Below are 14,882 nucleotides of genomic sequence, written 5' to 3'. Positions count from 1 at the left end.
GCCGAGCGTGGTGGAGATCGACACAGGACGGTGAGATGTGGAGGGCGAGTGCGCGAGTTCCGCCAGCATCCCTAACAAATCCCCGTAGGCTCGATACCGACATCCGCCGCGGGAAGGACTGCAACATGCGCGTACTCGGACTCCTCTCGGGAACCTCTCACGACGGGATCGACGTCACGGTCGTCGACTTCCGCGAGCACGACGGCGCTCTCCACGGCTCGGTCCTGCACGAGGACAGCGTCCCCTACGACCCCGCGCTCCGCGCCCGACTCATCGCCGCGCTCCCACCCGCTCAGACCACTTTCGCCGAGATGTGCGAGCTCGACACCCTGATCGGCCAGGCCTTCGCCGAGGTCGCCCGTGACGCGGCGGAGGCCGTCGGGGGAGTGGATGCCGTGTGCACGCACGGCCAGACCGTCTTCCACTGGGTCGACGGCGGGCACGCCCGCGGCACACTGCAGATCGGGCAGCCCGCGTGGATCGCCGAGCGCGTGGGGGCGCCGGTCGTCTCCGACGTCCGCATCCGCGACATCACCGCGGGTGGACACGGCGCCCCGCTCGTGTCGTACCTCGACGAATTACTGCTCCGCGGCCGTGCGGGCGTGTCGGCGGCCGTGAACCTCGGCGGCATCGCGAACATGACCGTGGTCGCGCCCGGCGGGCTCGTCGCCTACGACATCGGTCCGGCGAACGCGCTCGTCGACGCGGTCGTCGGCTCCGAGGGCCTGAACGAGCACGGGTACGACGCGGACGCAGCGATCGCGCGCACCGGAGCCGTGGACGACGTGCTTCTCGAAACGCTCCTGTCCGATCCGTACTACGCGCTCCCCGCGCCGAAGAGCACCGGCAAGGAGCACTTCCACCTCGACTACGTGCGCGGCCACGTCGACGACGCCCGCCGCCAGGGGCGCGAGGTCAGCGCTCCCGATCTCGTGCGCACCCTCACCGAGCTCACGGTGCGCACGGTCGCACAGGACGTCGCGGCCGCCGGCATCCGCTTCCTCGCGCTGTCGGGTGGAGGATGCCACAACCCGCTGATCCTCCAGGGGCTGCGCGAGGCGCTCCCCGATGTCGAGATCGTGCTCGCGGACGAACTGGGCGCTCCGGTCGACAGCAAGGAGGCCATTCTCTTCGCCCTGATCGGCTGGTGCACGATGCACGGCGTGCCTGCCGTGACCGCGGGCGGCACGGGGGCGCGCGAACCGCGCATCCTCGGAACGATCACCCCGGGTGACGGACCGCTGCGGATGCCGGCGCCCGTCGCCGGCGTGCGGAGCCTGACCCTGAGCTGAGCTGAGCTGAGCTGAGCTGAGCTGAGCTGAGCTGAGCTGATTCTTGGGGGCCTGACCCCGCTCAGCGCTTGCGGTCGTCGTCCTCCCAGGGGCCTTCCCACCAGCCGGCGCGGCCGTCGCCGTCATCGGATCCGCGTCCGCGGGAGCGCACCACCTGGACGATGATCAGCGTCAGCGAGCTCACCCCGATGAGGATCAGGACGAGGAACAGCAGGTCCTGCTGAGTCATGGGCGCTTCCCTTCTGCGGCATCCGCGACGATCTTCGCGATCCGAGCCGCTGTCGTCTCCGGTCGCTTCGCCATGGCGATGTGCGTGAGCCCGAACTTCTTGACGGACTTCGGGAACGAATCCCAGTGCGCGCGCGCCTCCGGCACGGCGTCCAGCGCGGCGGTCAGGTCCGGCGGCTCGATGCCCGCTTCCGGCCCGTCGAGCACGGTCCATGAGCCGTTGGACTTCGCGAGCTCGAGCACGCGGATGCCGGCGGGTGCGAGGAGTCCGGCGGCCTCGAGCTCGGCGATGCGCGCCTTGTTCGTCGCCGCCCAGCCGCTGCCCGGTCGACGCGGCGAGAACCACTGTCCGACCGTGGTGTCGTCGAAGGTCCGCACGGGGCCGTCGATCCAGCCGAAGCAGAGCGCCTGACGCACGGCGTCGTCGTAGCCGACACCTCCCGCGTCCTTGCCGCGCACGCTCAGCAGCCAGACGCCCGCCGCGCGGTCATGGTTCTCCGTGAGCCAGGCGCGCCAGGCCGCGGCATCCGCCGCACTGACCCTCTCGCCCTCATCGAGTGCGCCCATCGGCCGGTTCTCGGTCAGTCCTCGTCGAGCGTCGGGATCGACTCCGTGACCGTGGGGAGCAGATCGGCGACCGAGTCGACGATCTCGTCGGGACGGAACGGGTACTTCTCGATCTCGGCCTGATCGCTGATGCCGGTCATCACGAGCACGGTGTGCAGGCCCGCCTCGATACCGGCGACGATGTCGGTGTCCATGCGGTCGCCGATCATGCCGGTCTTCTTGGAGTGCGCGCCGATCTTGTTGAGCGCCGAGCGGAACATCATCGGGTTCGGCTTGCCGACCACGTACGGCTCCTTGCCCGTGGCTTTCGTGATGAGCGCCGCGATGGCGCCGGTGGCGGGGAGCACGCCGTCGGCCGACGGTCCCGTCGCATCGGGGTTCGTGACGATGAAGCGCGAGCCGTTGATGATGTGGCGGATCGCCTTGGTGATGGCCTCGAACGAGTAGTTGCGGGTCTCGCCGACGACGACGAAGTCGGGGGCCGTCTCGGTCATGATGAACCCGGCCTCGTGCAGGGCGGTCAGGATGCCGGCCTCGCCGATCACGAACGCCGAGCCGCCGGGCAGCTGCTGCTTGAGGAAGTCCGCGGTGGCGAGCGCCGAGGTCCAGATGCGCTCCTCCGGCACGATCAGGCCGCTCGCGCGGAGCCGCGCCGACAGGTCGCGAGCCGTGAAGATCGAGTTGTTCGTGAGCACGAGGTAGGGGATCTCGTTCTGTTCCCAGCCGGCGAGCAGCTCAGAGGCTCCGGGGATGGCGGTGTTCTCGTGCACGAGAACACCGTCCATGTCGGTCAGCCAGCACTCGATGTCGTCGCGGTGTCCCATGTGCACAGCGTACTGGGCGCGTGTTGCCGTCAGGTGACAGGTCTAGGCGCTCAACCAGACGACCTCGGCGGCGCCGGCGGGGAGATCGGCGGGGTCATCGCCGATCGTGATCCCGGACGTCGTCGTGGTCACGACTGCCGCGACGACGAGACCCAGCGCGTCCAGGGAGCGGAGCAGTTCCGGGTCGCGGTCGTCCACGCGGAGGACCCTGCCGGTGTGGCCGGTCGGGGCGTCCGCGAGCAGCACGAACGGCTCCCGGTCCACCCGGCCGTCGGCGTCGGGGATCGCGTCGCCATGCGGGTCGAAACGCGGGCGCCCCAGACGTGCGTCGATGCCCTCGAGCAGCCGGTCGCTGATCGTGTGCTCGAGCACCTCGGCCTCGTCGTGCACCTCGTCCCAGCCGTAGCCGAACTCCTGCACGAGCCACGTCTCGATAAGCCGATGACGACGAACCATCGCGAGAGCGCGCTGCGTCCCGGCATCCGTCAGCCGCACGGCGCCGTAGGGCACGTGCGAGACGAGCCCGGCGGCCGCGAGCTTCTTCACCATCTCGGTGACCGACGACGGCGCGATGCCCAGCTTGCCCGCGAGCACGGACGGGGTGATCGGCGCATCCTGCCACTCGGTGTGCGCGTAGACGGTCTTGAGGTAGTCGTCAGCTGCGGGGGAGGCCACGTTCCCAGCTTAGGCGAGGCCGCGCGGCGTGCTCAGTTCGCGACGTCGACGAGGATGCCGAAGGCGACCTGTCCGGCGAAGAACACCACGAGGAATCCGAGCAGCGCCGCGAAGAGCGAGAGACGTCCGTCGAAGCCCTCGACCTCGTCGATGCCGCGCTTGCGGGCGCGGAAAGCGAGCACGAGCGTCGCGACGCCGAGGGCGAGCTGCACCCAGGGGCCGCCCACCGGTAGGACCGTCGGGAACGCGACGAGCAGACCGCCGATCACTCCGGTCGCGACCCCGATCCACGTGAGGATGCGGACGGTGCGGCGCGCGGATTCTGCAGACATGCTCCGAGCCTAATCGCGCTTCCCGGCCGCGCCGTGCCCGCCGTCTGACTCGTGCTCACGCTCCGGTGAGCACGAGCCACAGCAGCGCGCCGTTCAGGGCGATCAGCAGCACGGAGGCCACGATGCCCGCGGCCGTGGTCCACGCCCGGTTCGTCCAGGGCCCGAGGGTGCGCCGCTGCGCGGTGAGCGCGACGAGCGGGATCAGCGCGAAGGGGATGCCGAACGACAGCACGACCTGGCTGAGCACGAGCGCGAGCGTGGGGTCGACCCCGAGTCCGAGGATCAGGAGCGCGGGCACGAGGGTCACCAGACGGCGCGCGAGCAGCGGGATGCGGACGTGGAGGAGTCCGTGCATGATCTCCGCTCCCGCGTAGGCGCCGACCGAGGTCGAGGCGAGGCCGGAGGCGAGCAGGCCCACCGCGAAGAACGTCGCGACGACGGGACCGAGTCCGGCCGCGAGTGCGGCGTGTGCTCCCTCCAGCGAGTCCGTGCCGTCGACGCCGGCGAGGTTGGCGGCGGCCAGCAGCAGGATGCTGAGGTTCACCGAACCGGCGATGAGCATGGCGATCGACACGTCCCAGCGGGTCGCGGTGAGCAGTCGGCGGATGCGGGAGGTCTCGATGCGGGCGGCCTCCGCGGGGGAGTCGGACGCCGCACCGAACCGATCGCGGGCCAGCGACGAGTGCGCGTAGATCGCGTGCGGCATGATCGTCGCGCCGAGGATGGATGCGGCGAGCAGGACCGACCCGGTGTCCTGGAAGCGCGGGACGAGTCCGTCGACGACGCCGGCGGGGTCGGGTGGCGCGATGAAGAGGCCGGCGACGAAGCCGATCGTGATGATCGCCATGAGCCCGATGATCACGAACTCGAACGGACGCGGTCCGCGGCGGCTCTGGACCAGGAGGAGCCCCATCGACACGGCTCCCGTGATGAGCCCACCGAGCAGCAGGGGGATGTCGAACAGGAGATGCAGGGCCACGGCGCCGCCGATCACCTCGGCGAGATCCGTGGCCATCGCCACGAGCTCCGCCTGCAGCCAGTAGGCGCGACGCGCCCACGGCCGTCGCAGGCGCTGTCCGAGGACCTCGGGGAGGCTCTGCCCGGTGACGACGCCGAGCTTGGCGGACAGGTACTGGATGAGCCAGGCCATGACGTTGCCCGCCACGACGATCCACACGAGCAGGTATCCGTACTGCGCGCCCGCGGTCATGTTGCTCGCGACGTTGCCCGGGTCGAGGTAGGCGACGCCGGCGACGAGGGCGGGTCCGAGCAGCCACAGGCTGCGGGGCGGGGTCGTCCGGGCGGCGCGGACCTCGATCACGGAATTTTTAGGCACACCGAAACCCTAGCGGATTTTTCGGCGAACCTAAATATCGGGATGCCGCGGTCGGGATAGCCTGACGGGATGGACCCGCAGACTCCGGAGGACCCGTCATCCGCGTCCGGCGCGGGGTCGCGGGAGCAGCCGGAGACCTCGCCCGCGCAACCCGGCTACGGGGTGGGGCCGTGGCCCGGCGGCGAGACCGCCTGGCCGACCGATGAGCACTACGACACTGAGCTGCTCGCTGCCGGAGACACGCGCAACGTCATCGACCGCTACCGGTACTGGCGGATGGACGCGATCGTGACCGACCTCGACACGCGACGGCATCCGTTCCACGTCGCCATCGAGAACTGGCAGCACGACATGAACATCGGCTCGATCGTGCGCAGCGCCAACGCCTTCCTCGCCGACACCGTGCACATCATCGGGCGTCGGCGGTGGAACAGGCGCGGAGCGATGGTCACCGACCGGTATCAGCACGTCGTGCACCACGAGGACGTCGCCGCCTTCACGGCGTGGGCGGCCGGCGAGCACATCCCGGTGATCGCGGTCGACAACGTCGATGGCGCCGTACCCGTCGACCGCGCCGATCTGCCCGAGCGCTGCGTGCTGCTGTTCGGTCAGGAAGGGCCGGGGTTGTCGGAGGAGGCGCTCGCCGCAGCCACCGCGCACATCGAGATCACGCAGTACGGCTCGACGCGCTCGATCAATGCGAGTGCCGCCGCTGCGGTCATCATGTACGAGTGGTGCCGGAGGCACGCCGACTGAGGATGCCGCTGCGCCGACGGTCAGCCGCGGTCGATGCCGAACAGGTGCCGGTAGATCGCGTTGACGTCGCGGTCCAGATGGTCGATGCGTCCGTGCACGGCGCGGATCTCGGTGCGCACACTCCCGAACTCGCTGGCCATCTCCTTCCGCACACTCCCGATCTCGATCTGCAGGTCGGATCGCACGCTCCCGATCTCCTTGTGCACGCTTTCGAACTCGGTCTTCATGATGCGAGTGAACATCGTCAGGATCACCGTGATCGTTCCGTACATGCCCGCGGCGAACACGCCGATCAGTGTCCACACCTGTGGTTCGGTCATCCCCAGCATCCCTTCAGTGTCCGCCGATCATCGCTGAGCGCGCCAGGGGTCCGCAGCGCTGTATTCCGGGAGACTTCCGGGGCGGTGGACAGCCCGCGAGCGGGCGACCTCTGTGGAGGACGAATCCCCCCGGGACCTCGCGTCAGGCGCCCGCCGTCACCCAGCGTCCCGAGCGGACGCGCCAGCCGAGCGTCGCGAGGCGGGCGAGCAGGTAGACGCCGAAGAACGCCACGGCCAGCCAGATCAGACCGGGTGCCGCGTCCACGCCGCTCACCCCGATGACCCACAGGACGGGCAGGAACGGCACGAGGTTCAGGCCCCCGGCGATCGCGAGGTAGCGCGCGTCGTCCGCGCCCATCAGCACGCCGTCGAGCACGAAGACGACCCCGGCGATCGGCTGGGCGATCGCCAGGACCAGCAGAGCCGGCTGGACGAGGGACGCGATGACGGGATCGCCGGTGAAGACGATGCCCAGCACTCCGGAGAGCGCCGCGATGATCGCGCCGACGATGACACCGAACCACACGCCCCACGCCACCGTCCGGCGCAGCACGCGGTGCACCTGAAGCTCGTCCTGGGCGCCGAGCGCCTTGCCGATCAGGGCCTGCGCGGCGATCGCGAGCGCATCCAGGGCGAAGGCCGCGGCCGAGAAGATCGTGAACACGATCTGCCACCCCGCGAGCTCGGACGTCCCGATGCCGGTCGCCACCGCCACCGTCGCCAGCAGGGCCACGCGCAGGCTCACGGTGCGCAGGAAGAGCCATCCGCCGGAGCGTGCCGTCCGGCCGAGGCCCTCGCGCTGCACCCGCAGAGACGCCTGATGACGCGCGGCGAGTCGACGCACGACGAGCACGTACGCCCCGACCATGCCCCATTGCGCGACGACCGTGCCCGCCGCGGACCCCGCGATGCCCCAGCCGAACCCGTAGATGAACAGCACGTTCAGAAGCGCGTTGGCGCCGAAGCCGAGCCCGGCGATCCACAGGGGCGTCACGGTGTCCTGCATCCCGCGCAGCAGTCCGGTCGCGGCGAACACGATGAGCATCGCCGGAAGGCCCCACATCGAGACGACGAGGTAGGCGTTGGCCTCGACCGACACGGCCTCGCTGGCCCCGAACAACGACACGAGCCAGGGCGAGGACGCGGCGCCCGCGGCGGCGAGCACGGCTCCGAGCGAGAGCGCGAGCCACATGCCGTTGACGCCGACCGAGACGGCGTCGCCGGGACGGCCGGCCCCGAAGCGCCTCGCGACGGCGGGCGTCGTCGAGTACGCGAGGAACACCATCAACCCGACGATCGTCTGCAGCACAGCGCCCGCGATGCCGAGGCCGGCGAGCGGCGTCGTGCCGAGGTGTCCGACGAGGGCGGCGTCGACGATCAGGAACGCCGGCTCGGCGATCAGCGCTCCGAGAGCCGGCACCGCGAGCCGGAGGATCTCGCGGTTGAGGGGGCGCTCGGTCATCCTCCGAGCCTATGGGCAGTCGCCGACGCCGGGCGTCCGATCGCGGCGTAGGGTGGGATCACGGGCGATGTCGACGATGCCGCGGAGGTGTGCCATGACGGATCCCCGGGAGGCTGCGGCGCGATATCGCGCCCGACAGTCGAGCGAGGGCGCGGGTGAGTCCGACGCGCGGGAGGCGGAGACGGACGGTGCTCCCGGCGCCGCGGCGGCGATCGATCGGGCGGCGTACATCGAGACGGCGATCCAGCTCGCGATCCGTCGCGGGGAGTTCGACGACCTGCCCGGAGCCGGCAAGCCCCTCGAAGGCCTCGGCACGCATCACGATCCGGACTGGTGGATCCGCCGAAAGATCGAGACGGAGAACCTCACCGGCCTCGGGCCGCCCGCGATCATGCTGCGCGCGGAGGATCGCGACATGGACGCCCGGCTCGACCTCCTCGGGCGGGAGAGCGACGTGCGTGAGGTGCTCGACGACTTCAACCGTCGGGTGGTCGAGGCGCGGCGGCAGCTGCAGGGCGGCCCGCCGGTGGTCACCGCCACCCGGGACATGGAGGCGGAGGTCGCCGCCTGGCGGGAGCGGCGCACCGCGCACGCGGCGACGGAGTCGCCCGACGACCGGCCCGCACCGCGCCGCCGTCGCTTCGGCCGGCGCCGTCGACCCTGAGTCCCACCGAGACCTCGTCCTCCTCTTCTTCCGCTTCCTCCGCGAATGTCGGACCGCCGCCTAGGCTGGTCGCATGACCGACGTGCTTCCCTCCGGCCTCGAGACCACCGAGTTCAGCTCCGACATCCGTCCGCAGGACGACCTCTACCGCCACGTCAACGGCGCGTGGCTCGCCCGCACCGAGATCCCGGGGGACAAGGCCCGCTGGGGCTCGTTCCACCTCCTGGCCGAGCAGGCGGAGAAGGATGTGCGTGCGATCATCGAGGAGTCGCAGGACGCGGAGCCCGGGACCCTCGCCCGCAAGATCGGCGACCTGTTCGGCAGCTTCATGGACACCGAGCGCATCGCGGCGGCCGGTGCGTCTCCGCTCGCCGAGACCCTCGCCGAGATCGACGCGATCGACGACGTCGCGGCCTTCCTCCGCACGGTCGGGGCCTACGACCGTGACGGCCGCGCGCACCTCATCGGCCTGTACATCGAACCGGATCCGGGCGAGCCCGAGCGCTACGTGCCGTTCCTCGTGCAGGCCGGGCTGTCGCTCCCCGACGAGAGCTACTACCGTCTCGACACGTTCGAGGGCACGCGTGCCGCCTACCGGGCGCACCTGGAGCGTCTGCTCGCGCTCGCCGGGGTCGCGGACGCCGCGGATCAGGCCGCGCGCTCGATCGCGATCGAGGGCGAGATCGCCGCGCACCACTGGGACAACGTGCGCAGCAGGGACGCCGTCGCGACCTACAACCTGAAGACCTGGGACGAGATCCAGCAGCTCGCAGGCGTCGACCTGACGCCGTGGCGCGAGGCCGTCGCGCCGAGCGCCCCCGACGCGTTCGCCGAGGCCGTCGTCTATCAGCCGAGCTTCGTCGAGGGCCTCGGATCGCTGCTCGTCGCCGATCGTCTCGACGACTGGAAGGCGTGGCTGCGCGCACAGGTCGTGCACGCCGCCGCTCCCTATCTCACCGACGACATCGTGCAGGAGAACTTCTCGTTCTACGGCACCGAGCTCACGGGCGTCCCGTCGATCCGCGAACGCTGGAAGCGCGGCGTCTCCGTCACCGAGGGCGCGCTCGGCGAGGCGATCGGCAAGGTCTACGTCGAGCGCCATTACCCGCCGACGGCCAAGGCGGCGATGGACGAGCTCGTCGCGAACCTCATCGAGGCGTACCGCCAGAGCATCACGACTCTCGAGTGGATGACCGCCGAGACCCGGGAGCGTGCGCTGGCGAAGCTCGACGCGTTCACCCCGAAGATCGGTCACCCCGAGGTGTGGCGCGACTACTCGTCGCTGCAGATCGACCGCGACGACCTCTTCGGCAACATCCGCCGCGCGGCCGTGTTCGAGCACGATCGCAACGTCGACAAGGTCGGGAAGCCGATCGATCGCACCGAGTGGTACATGCCCCCGCAGACGGTCAACGCGTACTACAACCCGCTCATGAACGAGATCGTGTTCCCCGCGGCGATCCTGCAGTACCCGTTCTTCGACGTCGCCCGCGACGCGGCCGCGAACTACGGCGGCATCGGCGCCGTGATCGGTCATGAGATCGGCCACGGCTTCGACGACCAGGGCAGCCGCTACGGCGGCGACGGCAAACTCGAGGACTGGTGGACGGATGCCGACCGCGCCGCGTTCGAGGAGCGCACCGCGGCTCTCATCGCCCAGTACGACGCACTCGTGCCCGAGGGGCTCGACGCCGAGCATCACGTGAACGGCGCGCTCACGATCGGCGAGAACATCGGCGACCTCGGCGGTCTCGGCATCGCGCTCAAGGCGTACGAGCTCTCTCTCGACGGGGCGGAGGCCCCGGTGATCGACGGCTACACGGGGGTGCAGCGCCTGCTGCTGTCGTGGGGCCAGGTGTGGCAGCAGAAGAGCCGAGAGGCCGAGACGCTGCGGCTGCTGACGATCGACCCCCACTCGCCCAACGAGTTCCGCTGCAACCAGATCGTCCGCAACATCGACGCGTTCTACGACGCCTTCGACGTCGCGGAGACCGATGCCCTCTGGCTCCCGAGGGAGTCCCGCGTCACGATCTGGTGAGACGTCGGGCACGTGCGGGCCGCCACCCGCACGTGCTCCGTTTCGCCCGCATGACGTTCTGGTGACCAATCGTCGGAGTCTGTGGGGCATCCCCATACGACGGGGTTACGATATCCGTGCCGCGGGGGACGAACCCTGCGGTTACCCGCCAATCCACACCCCCCTGTAAGGATCACGCGTGGGCGCTCCCGAGCCTGTCGATGGGCCTCCTCTGGCCTCGCTGCGCCGCTCTCAGCGAGCCAGCCGGCGCTTGCCGCGCCGTGCCGCCGCCGGACGTCGTTCCTTCACCTCGACGCTCCGGGCGCTCGAGCAGCTCGCGGATGCCGGGGCACAGGTCTCGGTGCACGTCGTCGACCTCGACAGCCACGTCCACGTCCTGGCGGGCGACGACCACGTCACGATGCCGGTCGCGGGACTCGGTGTCGTCCCCCTGCTGATCGAGGTCGCCGCGGCGTTCGAGGCGGGGACGCTCGACCCCCTCGAGATCGTGGAGCGCAGCGCCGTCGACTCCGTGTCGACGTCCGGCGTGTGGCGTCACCTCCACGCCCCGGCGCTCCCTCTCGAGGACCTCGCCGTCCTCGCCGCGACCGCCGGCGATCCGATCGCCGTGAACGCCCTGCTGCACCGGGTGGGGCACGACCGCGTCCGCCGACGCATCGAGGACCTGGGTCTGCGCCGCACGGCCCTGCTCGACCGGTTCCGTGACGAGCGGGGGCCCGACGACGCCCCGCAGGTCGCAGTGGGGTCGGCGCGCGAGTTCGCCGGACTGTTCTCGGCGCTGGTGAACTCGCAGGTGGTCGACGCCCCGGTGAGCGCGCAGGTGGCGGAGTGGCTCAGCCTCAATCAGGACCTCAGCCTCGTCGCGGCTTCGACAGGACTCGACCCCTTCGCGCACGACCACGACGCGCACGGACTGCTCTTCATCAACAAGACCGGCCGTGATCGCGGAGTGCGGGCCGAGGCCGGTGTCCTCGCCGGACCCCGCGCGGGCGTCGCCTACTCGCTGATCGTCTGCTTCGACGACCTCTCGATCACCCACCGCCTCCGGGCGCACGACGTCTTCCGGGTCCTGGGTGTCGAGCTCATGGAGTACACGCACTGATCGGCGTGCCCCTCTCGACATGACGCCAACCGACTGGACCCCGCACCGTCGCGATGACGGCGAGCTGCTCGGCTGGATCCGCCCGGCGGGTGATGACTGGATCGCCGTCGACGTCCTCGGCCGCCCGGTCTCGGCTCCGATCGACTGGCTGGATGCCGAGGTCGCGCTCGAGGGGCACGGAATCGCCTGGCTCGCGGAGCCGTGGATGCTCGAGGGCGAGGCCGACCGTCCGCTGAGGGTGCGGATCCTCGAGGTCACGCCCGACGAGGACGGCGTCCCCGGCCGCATCGTGGTGAAGATCGACGACTTCGGCGACGTGAACCGTCCGCCCACGCAGCGGTTCGTCCTGCCGTGGCCGGCGCCGGATCGTCTGCGCCCGCCGCGCGTCGACGATCCCGACCCTCGGGTTCTCTGAGAGGCCCTGCTCAGTTCGGCAGGGAGGGGCGGCGCTCGCTCGCGCGCTGCCGCGGGATGAACAGCGACAGCACCACCGCGATGATTCCCGCGATGATCGCGAGCCAGAAGCACAGGTCGAAGGCGGCGCGCGTGGGGACGGCGACGCCGTCCACCTCGACGCTCATGGAAGCGAGCACGCCTCCCATGACGGCGGAGGCGCTCGACGTGCCGACCGAGCGGAACAGGGCGTTGAGCCCGTTCGACGCCCCCGTCTCGTTCGCGGGCACCGAGCGCATGATGATCATCGGCATCGCGGCGAACGTGAATCCGATGCCCACGCCGATCAGAATGTTGCCGACGAGGATGTGCCACACCTCGCTCGACCACAGCAGCACGAACAGATAGGCGAGCACGATCGCCGACGCGCCCACGGTGAACAGCGGACGCGGTCCGACCGTGCGCTCGAGCCAGCCCGAGAGCGGCGAGATCACCATCATGACGAGGCCGGCGGGCATAACCACGAGCGCCGCCGACACCATGTCGAGCCCGAACCCCGAGCCCGTCGCGACCGGCATCTCCAGCAGCTGGGGGAAGGTCACGTTCGAGGCGAAGAGCGCGAACCCCATGCCGATCGCGGCGATGTTGGTGAACAGCACCGCGGGGCGGGCCGCGACGCGCAGGTCGAGCAGGGGGTCGGCGGCCCGTAGCTGATACCAGCCCCACAGGAGCAGCACGGCGAGGCCGCCGACGATGCAGGTGAGGGTGAGGGGTGCGGTCCAACCCCACTCCGCGCCGCGCGACACGAACAGCAGGATGCCGGTGAGGCCGATGGCGAGCCCGATCGCGCCGAGCACGTCGAGCCGTCCGGGTGTGCGCAGCACGTCCTCCGGGACGGCGACGAGCACCAGCGCCAGGCCGATCACGCCGAGCGCCGCGGCGAGCCAGAACAGCCAGTGCCAGTCGGCGTTCTCGGCGAGGAGGGCGGCGACCGGCATCCCGACCGCTCCGCCGACGCCCATGGTCGCGCTCATCAGGGCCACCGCGGTGCCGAGACGCTCGGGCGGGAGGACGTCGCGCATGATGGCGATGCCGAGCGGGACGACGCCGGTGACGGCGCCCTGGAGCGCCCGTCCGATGATCACGCCGACGATCGAGCCGGAGACGGCGGCGATGAGCGAGCCGACGATGAGAAGGGCGAGCAGCACGATCACGACACGGCGCTTGCCGTACATGTCGCCGAGGCGCCCCGAGATCGGCGTGGCGACGGCGGCGACCAGCAGCGTGATCGTGACGACCCAGGTCGTGTCCTCGCGCGACGCGTTCAGCAGACGGGGGAGCTCGGCCTGCAGTGGCACGACGAGCGTGAACATGAACGACGCGCACAGTCCGGCGAAGGCGAGCACGGCGACCGTGGCCCAGCGCGGTACCTGTCGGGAGAGCCGTCTGCGCGCGCGGTCGTCGTTCTCTCCCATCCCCTCAGGCTATCGGCGCTCGGACGGGTGAGGGCCGCAGCGCGGGTCCGGGATCCGGAGCCCGCGTCGTGCAGGTGACTAGCATGGCGTCATGGTCACGAGCAGCGTCGCTCCGGACGATCCCGCCGCCGGTCGCGGCATCTCCCGGCGCACCCAGTCCGAGGTCTACCGTGCCGGGATCAGCGGCACTCGGCCCGCCGTGCCGGTCGATCAGCGCGCTCTCGAGGATGCCGCGCGTCGGGCGCTCAGCGCCGAGGCGTTCGCGTACATCGCCGGCGGTGCCGGTGCGGAGTCCACCATGGCGGCGAACCGCGCCGCGTTCGACCGCTGGCAGGTCTGGCCGCGACCCCTTCGGGACGTCGCAAAGCGAGACCTCTCGATCGACTTCCTCGGGCGACGTCGACCCACTCCGTTGCTGCTCGCCCCTCTCGGCGTCATGGAGATGGCGCACCGCGAGGCGGACCTCGCGGTCGCGCGGGCCGCGGCATCGCTCGGTGTGCCCTACACGCTGTCGAATCAGGCGTCGTTCCCGACGGAGCGGGTCCGGGATGCCGCGCCCGGCGGCGCTCGCCTGTTCCAGCTCTACTGGTCGGCCTCCGACGAGCTCAACGCCTCGCTCCTCGCGCGGGCGGAGGACTCGGGATGCGAGGCGATCGTGGTGACGCTCGACACGCACCTGCTCGGCTGGCGCACCCGTGACCTGGATCTCGCGTACCTGCCGTTCACGCGGGGCCTCGGGATCGCGCAGTACACGAGCGACCCGGTGTTCCAGCGTCTGGTGCGGGAGCGGGCCGCGCGACCGACCACCGGCCGGTCGCCGACGGTGAAGGTCACACCGAAGGCGGTGGCCGCGGCGGTCACGATCGCGCGGAAGGGCGCGGCGCTGACCGGGACGGGACTGCGCGACAGCATCCGCTCTCCTCTCCCGCGGACAGCGGTCGAGACGTTCCTCGACGTGTTCTCGACGCCGGCGCTCACCTGGGACGACCTGGCGAAGGCGCGGGAGTGGACGAGGCTGCCGATCATCCTCAAGGGGATCGTGCATCCCGACGACGCCGATCGGGCGATGGATGCCGGAGTCGACGGCATCTGGATCTCGAACCACGGCGGTCGTCAGATCGACCGTTCGGTGCCGACGCTCGACGTACTGCCCGACATCGCGCAGCGCGTGGCCGGCCGGGTGCCGATCGTGTTCGACTCCGGCGTGCGCGGCGGTGCCGACGCGGCGATCGCCCTCGCGCTCGGGGCGACCGCGGTCGCGCTCGGACGTCCGTACGCCTATGGTCTCGGCATCGCGGGCGAGGCGGGTGTCCGCGAGGTCGTGCGCAACGTGCTCGCCGAGCTCGACATCACCCTCGGCCTCGCGGGACTCACCGCGATCGCGGAGCTCGACCGCGACGCACTGCGGTCGGTCTGAC

At 70.7% G+C, this 14,882-nt stretch carries 16 protein-coding genes; 7 read left to right on the top strand and 9 right to left on the bottom strand.

Going from position 1 to position 14,882, the window contains the following annotated elements:
- Positions 1-125: 125 nt before the first annotated feature.
- A complete protein-coding gene (locus ACIPY8_RS15920) occupies positions 126-1,292 on the top strand; it encodes an anhydro-N-acetylmuramic acid kinase (RefSeq protein WP_400820142.1) in 1,167 nt (388 codons plus the stop codon).
- 61 nt (positions 1,293-1,353) lie between these two features.
- Here ACIPY8_RS15920 and ACIPY8_RS15915 read toward each other — a convergent pair whose 3' ends face one another.
- Genes ACIPY8_RS15915 through ACIPY8_RS15890 form a run of 6 tightly spaced genes read right to left on the bottom strand, consistent with a single transcriptional unit; the run spans position 1,354 to position 5,254 of the window.
- A complete protein-coding gene (locus ACIPY8_RS15915) occupies positions 1,354-1,521 on the bottom strand; it encodes a hypothetical protein (protein ID WP_400820141.1) in 168 nt (55 codons plus the stop codon).
- The gene (locus ACIPY8_RS15910; protein ID WP_400820138.1) at positions 1,518-2,087 is read right to left on the bottom strand and encodes a YdeI family protein; all 570 of its coding nucleotides are present in this window, start codon (positions 2,085-2,087) and stop codon (positions 1,518-1,520) included. Before ACIPY8_RS15910 ends, ACIPY8_RS15915 begins: the two co-directional genes overlap by 4 nt.
- 14 nt (positions 2,088-2,101) lie before the next feature.
- Positions 2,102-2,911: an HAD-IIA family hydrolase gene (locus tag ACIPY8_RS15905; protein WP_400820136.1), complete on the bottom strand. Its 810-nt coding sequence runs from the start codon at positions 2,909-2,911 to the stop codon at positions 2,102-2,104.
- Between the two features lie 42 nt (positions 2,912-2,953).
- Positions 2,954-3,586 (bottom strand): metal-dependent transcriptional regulator, encoded by a 633-nt coding sequence (locus ACIPY8_RS15900; RefSeq protein ID WP_400820133.1) that lies wholly within the window; start codon positions 3,584-3,586, stop codon positions 2,954-2,956.
- Positions 3,587-3,618: 32 nt separating this feature from the next.
- A complete protein-coding gene (locus tag ACIPY8_RS15895; RefSeq protein WP_400820131.1) occupies positions 3,619-3,918 on the bottom strand; it encodes a hypothetical protein in 300 nt (99 codons plus the stop codon).
- 55 nt (positions 3,919-3,973) lie between these two features.
- A complete protein-coding gene (locus ACIPY8_RS15890; RefSeq protein ID WP_400820128.1) occupies positions 3,974-5,254 on the bottom strand; it encodes an Nramp family divalent metal transporter in 1,281 nt (426 codons plus the stop codon).
- A gap of 69 nt (positions 5,255-5,323) precedes the next feature.
- Between ACIPY8_RS15890 and ACIPY8_RS15885 the strand changes: the two genes are divergently transcribed.
- The gene (locus ACIPY8_RS15885) at positions 5,324-6,010 is read left to right on the top strand and encodes a TrmH family RNA methyltransferase (protein WP_400820126.1); all 687 of its coding nucleotides are present in this window, start codon (positions 5,324-5,326) and stop codon (positions 6,008-6,010) included.
- 20 nt (positions 6,011-6,030) lie between these two features.
- Here the strand turns inward: ACIPY8_RS15885 and ACIPY8_RS15880 are convergent, their stop codons facing one another.
- Together ACIPY8_RS15880 and ACIPY8_RS15875 are read right to left on the bottom strand one after the other, a co-directional pair.
- Positions 6,031-6,330, bottom strand: a complete 300-nt coding sequence (locus tag ACIPY8_RS15880) for a hypothetical protein (protein ID WP_400820123.1) — start codon at positions 6,328-6,330, stop codon at positions 6,031-6,033.
- Between the two features lie 142 nt (positions 6,331-6,472).
- Positions 6,473-7,792 (bottom strand): MATE family efflux transporter, encoded by a 1,320-nt coding sequence (locus ACIPY8_RS15875; protein WP_400820120.1) that lies wholly within the window; start codon positions 7,790-7,792, stop codon positions 6,473-6,475.
- A 94-nt stretch (positions 7,793-7,886) separates the two neighbouring features.
- On the opposite strand from ACIPY8_RS15875, the gene ACIPY8_RS15870 reads away from it, so the two are divergent.
- The 4 genes from ACIPY8_RS15870 (at position 7,887) to ACIPY8_RS15855 (ending at position 12,011) form a co-directional block, all read left to right on the top strand.
- Positions 7,887-8,456: a DUF1992 domain-containing protein gene (locus tag ACIPY8_RS15870; protein WP_400820118.1), complete on the top strand. Its 570-nt coding sequence runs from the start codon at positions 7,887-7,889 to the stop codon at positions 8,454-8,456.
- Between the two features lie 73 nt (positions 8,457-8,529).
- A complete protein-coding gene (locus ACIPY8_RS15865; RefSeq protein ID WP_400820116.1) occupies positions 8,530-10,494 on the top strand; it encodes a M13 family metallopeptidase in 1,965 nt (654 codons plus the stop codon).
- A 211-nt stretch (positions 10,495-10,705) separates the two neighbouring features.
- On the top strand, positions 10,706-11,596 hold the full coding sequence (locus ACIPY8_RS15860) for a serine hydrolase (RefSeq protein ID WP_400820377.1): 891 nt from the start codon (positions 10,706-10,708) through the stop codon (positions 11,594-11,596).
- A 19-nt stretch (positions 11,597-11,615) separates the two neighbouring features.
- Positions 11,616-12,011, top strand: a complete 396-nt coding sequence (locus tag ACIPY8_RS15855) for a hypothetical protein (protein ID WP_400820114.1) — start codon at positions 11,616-11,618, stop codon at positions 12,009-12,011.
- 10 nt (positions 12,012-12,021) lie between these two features.
- Here the strand turns inward: ACIPY8_RS15855 and ACIPY8_RS15850 are convergent, their stop codons facing one another.
- A complete protein-coding gene (locus ACIPY8_RS15850; protein WP_400820111.1) occupies positions 12,022-13,464 on the bottom strand; it encodes an MFS transporter in 1,443 nt (480 codons plus the stop codon).
- Positions 13,465-13,555: 91 nt separating this feature from the next.
- On the opposite strand from ACIPY8_RS15850, the gene ACIPY8_RS15845 reads away from it, so the two are divergent.
- Positions 13,556-14,881, top strand: a complete 1,326-nt coding sequence (locus tag ACIPY8_RS15845; RefSeq protein WP_400820108.1) for an alpha-hydroxy-acid oxidizing protein — start codon at positions 13,556-13,558, stop codon at positions 14,879-14,881.
- Position 14,882: the final 1 nt, after the last annotated feature.

Origin of the sequence: Microbacterium sp. NPDC089696, from assembly GCF_044749125.1 — a bacterium.
Lineage (GTDB): Bacteria > Actinomycetota > Actinomycetes > Actinomycetales > Microbacteriaceae > Microbacterium.
The sequence above is the reverse complement of the archived record's forward strand: the minus strand, read 5'-3'. Positions and strand labels throughout refer to the sequence as shown.

Bases quoted from the DNA above. Each gene is read 5' to 3' on its own strand.
- ACIPY8_RS15920 (WP_400820142.1), top strand. From the start codon at position 126: ATGCGCGTACTCGGACTCCTCTCGGGAACCTCTCACGACGGGATCGAC.
- ACIPY8_RS15915 (WP_400820141.1), bottom strand. From the start codon at position 1,521: ATGACTCAGCAGGACCTGCTGTTCCTCGTCCTGATCCTCATCGGGGTG.
- ACIPY8_RS15910 (WP_400820138.1), bottom strand. From the start codon at position 2,087: ATGGGCGCACTCGATGAGGGCGAGAGGGTCAGTGCGGCGGATGCCGCG.
- ACIPY8_RS15905 (WP_400820136.1), bottom strand. From the start codon at position 2,911: ATGGGACACCGCGACGACATCGAGTGCTGGCTGACCGACATGGACGGT.
- ACIPY8_RS15895 (WP_400820131.1), bottom strand. From the start codon at position 3,918: ATGTCTGCAGAATCCGCGCGCCGCACCGTCCGCATCCTCACGTGGATC.
- ACIPY8_RS15885 (WP_400820126.1), top strand. From the start codon at position 5,324: ATGGACCCGCAGACTCCGGAGGACCCGTCATCCGCGTCCGGCGCGGGG.
- ACIPY8_RS15880 (WP_400820123.1), bottom strand. From the start codon at position 6,330: ATGACCGAACCACAGGTGTGGACACTGATCGGCGTGTTCGCCGCGGGC.
- ACIPY8_RS15875 (WP_400820120.1), bottom strand. From the start codon at position 7,792: ATGACCGAGCGCCCCCTCAACCGCGAGATCCTCCGGCTCGCGGTGCCG.
- ACIPY8_RS15870 (WP_400820118.1), top strand. From the start codon at position 7,887: ATGACGGATCCCCGGGAGGCTGCGGCGCGATATCGCGCCCGACAGTCG.
- ACIPY8_RS15865 (WP_400820116.1), top strand. From the start codon at position 8,530: ATGACCGACGTGCTTCCCTCCGGCCTCGAGACCACCGAGTTCAGCTCC.
- ACIPY8_RS15855 (WP_400820114.1), top strand. From the start codon at position 11,616: ATGACGCCAACCGACTGGACCCCGCACCGTCGCGATGACGGCGAGCTG.
- ACIPY8_RS15850 (WP_400820111.1), bottom strand. From the start codon at position 13,464: ATGGGAGAGAACGACGACCGCGCGCGCAGACGGCTCTCCCGACAGGTA.
- ACIPY8_RS15845 (WP_400820108.1), top strand. From the start codon at position 13,556: ATGGTCACGAGCAGCGTCGCTCCGGACGATCCCGCCGCCGGTCGCGGC.